2 protein-coding genes and 6 pseudogenes are annotated in these 4,970 nt (G+C 53.2%); 1 reads left to right on the top strand and 7 read right to left on the bottom strand.

Going from position 1 to position 4,970, the window contains the following annotated elements; translation table 11 throughout:
* A pseudogene (locus GXY01S_RS17740) lies at nt 1–274 on the bottom strand (OB-fold nucleic acid binding domain-containing protein); the annotation flags it as partial.
* A gap of 30 nt (nt 275–304) precedes the next feature.
* On the opposite strand from GXY01S_RS17740, the pseudogene GXY01S_RS16285 reads away from it, so the two are divergent.
* Nucleotides 305–526, top strand: a pseudogene (locus GXY01S_RS16285) (transposase domain-containing protein); the annotation flags it as partial.
* A 39-nt stretch (nt 527–565) separates the two neighbouring features.
* Here the strand turns inward: GXY01S_RS16285 and GXY01S_RS16290 are convergent.
* The 6 genes and pseudogenes from GXY01S_RS16290 to GXY01S_RS18815 all read right to left on the bottom strand — a co-directional run.
* Nucleotides 566–839, bottom strand: a pseudogene (locus GXY01S_RS16290) (transposase); the annotation flags it as partial.
* 45 nt (nt 840–884) lie between these two features.
* Nucleotides 885–1,175 (bottom strand): annotated as a pseudogene (locus tag GXY01S_RS16295) (transposase); the annotation flags it as partial.
* Between the two features lie 127 nt (nt 1,176–1,302).
* Nucleotides 1,303–2,082 carry a glycosyltransferase family 2 protein gene (locus GXY01S_RS17745; protein ID WP_082770961.1) on the bottom strand — a complete coding sequence of 260 codons (780 nt, stop codon included), beginning with the start codon at nt 2,080–2,082 and terminating at the stop codon, nt 1,303–1,305.
* Nucleotides 2,083–2,311: 229 nt separating this feature from the next.
* Complete coding sequence (locus GXY01S_RS16300; RefSeq protein ID WP_061276806.1) at nt 2,312–3,655, bottom strand: IS1182 family transposase; 1,344 nt, start codon at nt 3,653–3,655, stop codon at nt 2,312–2,314.
* A 77-nt stretch (nt 3,656–3,732) separates the two neighbouring features.
* A pseudogene (locus tag GXY01S_RS16305) lies at nt 3,733–4,569 on the bottom strand (IS5 family transposase).
* A 113-nt stretch (nt 4,570–4,682) separates the two neighbouring features.
* Nucleotides 4,683–4,970, bottom strand: a pseudogene (locus GXY01S_RS18815) (segregation/condensation protein A); the annotation flags it as partial.

The raw sequence follows: 4,970 nt of genomic DNA on the forward strand, positions 1-4,970 counted from the left end.
AACTACCAAACCCTTCCAACTGCTGGAAGATACGTTCGGCGAAGGTCTCGGGATAGCCCCGCGTCGTCATCCCCTGGATCAGCCGCGTGCGGAAGCGTCAGACCGTGCCGGTATTCTTGAACGTCGCCGTGGCGCGGCGTAGCTGGTCGGCCTCGGATGCTGAAAACCCGGCGCAGACCATGGCCACCTGCATCACCTGTTCCTGAAATTGCGGAATGCCCAGCGTCTTCTTGATTACCTTTTCCAGTTCCGGCGTCGGGTAGACTTCCTTTTCCTACCCGGGGTGAGTGCTGGTTGTAATCTCCCCAAATGTGCTGGTCGAAAACTCCCCGGTTCCGATGCCGGTGGGGACAACATCGCTGACGCCATGACCCTCATCGAAAGCGCAAAACTCTCAGGCCTCAACCCGCACGATTACCTTACCGATGTTCTGGCCCGTATCAACGAGCACAAGATCAACCGGCTCCACGAACTGTTGCCATGGAACTGGCAACCCATGACAGATCTTCACAAACAGGCCGCATGATCAACGGCGGGCTTAAGCGGCCGGTTACGCGGATCGCAATGTTCCCGCCCGATCACGGGGGATGTCCAGCCGTACCCGACCGGCATCCCGTCAGCACCGTCTTCTGCCCATAGCCATTGCGACAGTTCGGGCGACCAGCCACAGCCTCGCCGTCCAGGTGGTGGTCCAGTTCGGCGTTGAGCAACCGCTCCGCCAGGACTTTCTTCATATCGCCCAGAAGGGCATCTGCGTCTGACATCGTGCGGACCACGCGGCCAGCCAGAACCTGGTCCAGAACATCGTCAGCGATGATGGGTTTCTTGCGTCGGGCCATGATGCTGCTCCTTCTTTCGCATCAAACGCCCAAACACGAAATTTAGGATAGGCCCAGGCCGAGGAAACGCATAAAAGACAGGCGGTCGTTGATCAGGTATTCCGTCCGCTCGTCGGAGAGATTGTTCAGCATCTGGATCACCAGAATCCTGAACTTCAGAACCGCATCAAAGGGCGGACGGCCGCCTTTGCTCCCATCCGCATAGGCCAGAGCCTTGTCCAGATCAGGTCGAAACACCTTAAAATCCACACTCCGGGAAAATGCTTCAAGCTGATCGCCCAGCCCGCTCAGGCGAGCCAGACGCTCTCCAACATCAAAGAAACCCAGCTGCTTCATGCCACTATTCCCTCACCAAGACACAAGGTAGGAAATCACAGAAGGATACTCAAAACCAAAGGGGGTTCGAATCCTCTACTTAATATTAATATTTTATAATTACAATAATGGTGTTGTTAAATATTATTTACCACACTTTACATATTAATTTTATACCTTCTTTTATATCAGTTTTTAACAGTTCTTCTTCTTCTTCGTTTAACCACGCAGCACGCGGAATGGGATCGTTTCTTATTTGAGAAAAAATTTCTCTATTTTTAGCAACACTAGCGTTGTCTCTATAAGATTCGACATCAAATGTCTGGACTGCTCCAGTAATCATGCAGTTTTCTTTTGTGTATCCATCTTCCTGAGGAACTTTTATATATCCAAATCCAGAATTTCTTAATCTCGTCGTCCATTCTCCATCTTCTATGCCATATCCTTTGAATCTCGTATCAAAATATCCTACTTTTTTAAGAGATTTTATGGAAACACCAGCACATTGCGAAGTTATTTTCATACATGCATAGGGATTGTCTGGTGTGCCTTCTCCTTGTGAGATTCCATCAGCTATTTTAGGGTGAGCATATGTTACATAGCCAAAATTTTTCACAGCCTTTACCCACAACTGTTCCCATCCTGGATATATTGGCATAGTATCATCTTCTAGCATAATAATAGTATCTGAATCTGTGAATTCAGATAAAGCATATAACGCTCTATTTTTATTAAATGCTATCCCTTTATTGCAACTGCCAATAACCGAAACACCATGATTTTTGCATATGTTTATAGTATTGTCTAAGCTGCCATCATTAGCAACAACAAGATGGTAAGGGGATTTAGTAAATTTTTTTATAGAAAATAATATTCTATCAAGATGTTTTGAACGATTATATGTTGAAATACCTATCCCAATAACCATCTTAACTCTCCGATAGTGACATTAATACAAGCATATGCTTATACATTGGATGATGACATACATGGCAAAGCATTCTATACAACATATACGACAAAAAACAAGAAGAATAAAAATGGAATCAAAGATCGATTTGGGATAATGTTTCACCTATCAACAGTCTGCTATCTTTCATGTTAGCAGCCGGTCGGGTTGGGCATTTTGCGGCTGATAACGCCGAGGCTGACCCGGCTTATGCCGCGTGAAGCCGCGCCATTCTTTTGCAGTTATATGCGAGTGCAACGAGGGTCCATTCGGTCGTGACTTTTGCAAGGCCACGCAGGCTGAACTTTCTGAAGCCCATGATGCTTTTGATAATTCCAAAGACCGGCTCCACGGTCTGTTTTCGTAGTCTGTAAACATCTCCGGCTTCTGTGGTTTCCAGCCTGTCCTTCATGGCGAGCCGCCAGGGTTCGGTTATCCGGCGTGGCTCCTTTGCTTCGGGATGGGGTCTGAAGTCGTAAGGCCTGCGGGCACAGGGCCGTCCGATGGCGACCAGCGGATCGATGCCTTTTTTCCGCAGGTCCCGGACCGCCTGCCCGCTGGCGTAACCGGTGTCGGCGAGCACTGTCTTTGGGAGACCGATCGTGTGTTCCATCGACAGCACCGTGTCGGCAAAGGATGGCGCGTCCGCTGACGTGGCGAGAACGTCGGTTGTCACGATCAGCTGGCTGCCTTCGGCGCAGACCACGGCCTGGGCATTGTAAGCCTGCCGGAACTCGTGGGCGTCCGAACGCCGCATGAGGCGGCTGTCGGGATCGGTCAGACTGATCTGCCGGTCGGGTGGTGGTTCATCATCCGGCGGTTTCGGCGCCCGGCCGCGACGCCCTGTTTTTGCGTCACGCACCGCCTTCTTTTTCTCGTATGCCGGTCGCGCCGCCTCGGCCTGCGCCTTCGCATCTGCTTCCAGCCGGGCGCAGGCTCCGTCCAGCTTCGCTTTCAGCGTTTCCCGTCGGGCAAGCTCTTCCGGCAATGCCTGCGGATCTCTGTCTGTGGCATCCGCGTGCTCCGCCTGGTCCATCAGTTTCGCGATATCCACCGCCAGCTGTTCGCGCAGCGCCCTGATCCGGTCGTAGCGCAGGGAACGGTATTTCGAAGCGTCGGCATCGATTTTCGTGCCGTCAATCGATACTACACCCAGACGCAGCAGACCCGTCTCGCGCGCCAGAAGCAGGACCTGTGCAAATTCAGCTTCAATGGCGCCCCTGTTCGTCCGCCGGAAAGTGGCAATCGTGTCGTGATCCGGATGCAGGTTCGCCGCCACGAAGCGTATGCCGATGTCGCGATATGTCGCCCGCTCGATCCGGCGTGAGGAAAACAGCCCGTTCGCATAGCTGAAGATCAGAAGGGCCAGCATCAGACGCGGATGGTACTGTGCCTTGCCACCCGTGCGTACTGGCACGCAGAACGCATTCATCGGAACCCGCTCGACGGCGGCTACAACGAAATGCGCCATATCGTCAGCAGGAAGCCACGACTTCAGATCAGGCGGCAGAAGATACGGCTGAGACCGGTCAAACGGGATGAAGCTGCTCATCTCACCACCTTACAACCTTACCCCTTCACAGAGTACCCCAACCCGACAGGCTGCTAAGAGCCCGATCCGAAAGTTTTTCAAGCTTGATAATGCCTTGCTGTCCGTCGTGTGAGCATGCGGATCGAGGCGATCAATGTCCATGCGGTTGAGGAAGCAATGGACTTTTCCCAATCTTTGGCGAGCCGCCTGCACCGTCCCAGCCAGGCGAATGTCCGTTCAACCACCCAGCGTCGCGGCAGGATCTGAAAGCCTTTCACCGTATCGGACCGCCTGATGATTTCGACCGTCCATTTTCCCATGGAGGCGAGCGCGGATCGCAATTTCTCGCCAGCATAGCCGCCATCAGCGAAGATGTGGCGCAGCCAGGGAAAGCGCCTGCGTATTGCCGCCAGGACATCAATGGCCCCATCACGATCCTGGATATCGGCGGCATGAACGAGGAGAAAGATCAGGAAGCCGCAGGTATCAGTCACGATATGGCGCTTGCGGCCCTTGACCTTCTTGCCCGCGTCATAGCCCGAAAGCCCGCCGCTTTCCGTAGTTTTCACCGACTGACTGTCAATCACGCCCGCGCTCGGGGAGGCTTCACGCCCCTCGATCTCGCGCAGGGTCATGACCAGCACCGTATTCATGACCTCGAACAACCCGGTATCACGCCAGGCGTAAAAATAGCGCCTGACGGTCGAGATCGGCGGAAAGCATTTCGGCAGCAGGCGCCACGCGCATCCGGCCGAGGCTATGTAGAGCATCGCATTGACCACCTCGCGCATATCCGTCGTGCGAGGGCGACCGCCCCGTTTCGCCGGGGGCACAAATGGCATGATCAAAGCTCATTCCCCGTCCATCATATCCGATGGATATCGCAGTCCTTCCCGGCTATGTTCACGTCGGGCAATACCAGTCCATGTCACCATTCACTCCATCTCTTCGTAAAGACGGATGAATCACAACAGGCTGGTATTGTTCAAAAACTTTCGGATCAGGCTCTAAGGCACACACTACCACCGCTGTGGTGGGGAGACGCAGATCACGGCGAGGGAAACGCGACATTGACAATCGATGCCTCTCCCCGTCGCACCAGTTCAAGGCCAGCCACAAACGTAGCAGCAACAACCGCGCGACGATCAATGATCCTGTCCGGTCCCCTTAAATCCGTTAGGGGCATACAGTCTTCCCATATGCTACGGAAGGTTCCGTTCGCTATTTTTTCACAGACCAGAGTCAGCGCATCTGTCACACACCAGTATGCAGGCAGATTAATCCGATAAACAGGAACGGATGTCTCAATTCGCACCAGTTCCCGTTCCAGCGCAGA

The sequence above is a fragment of the Komagataeibacter xylinus NBRC 15237 genome, from assembly GCF_001571345.1.
In the GTDB taxonomy this organism is placed as follows: Bacteria; Pseudomonadota; Alphaproteobacteria; order Acetobacterales; family Acetobacteraceae; genus Komagataeibacter; species Komagataeibacter xylinus.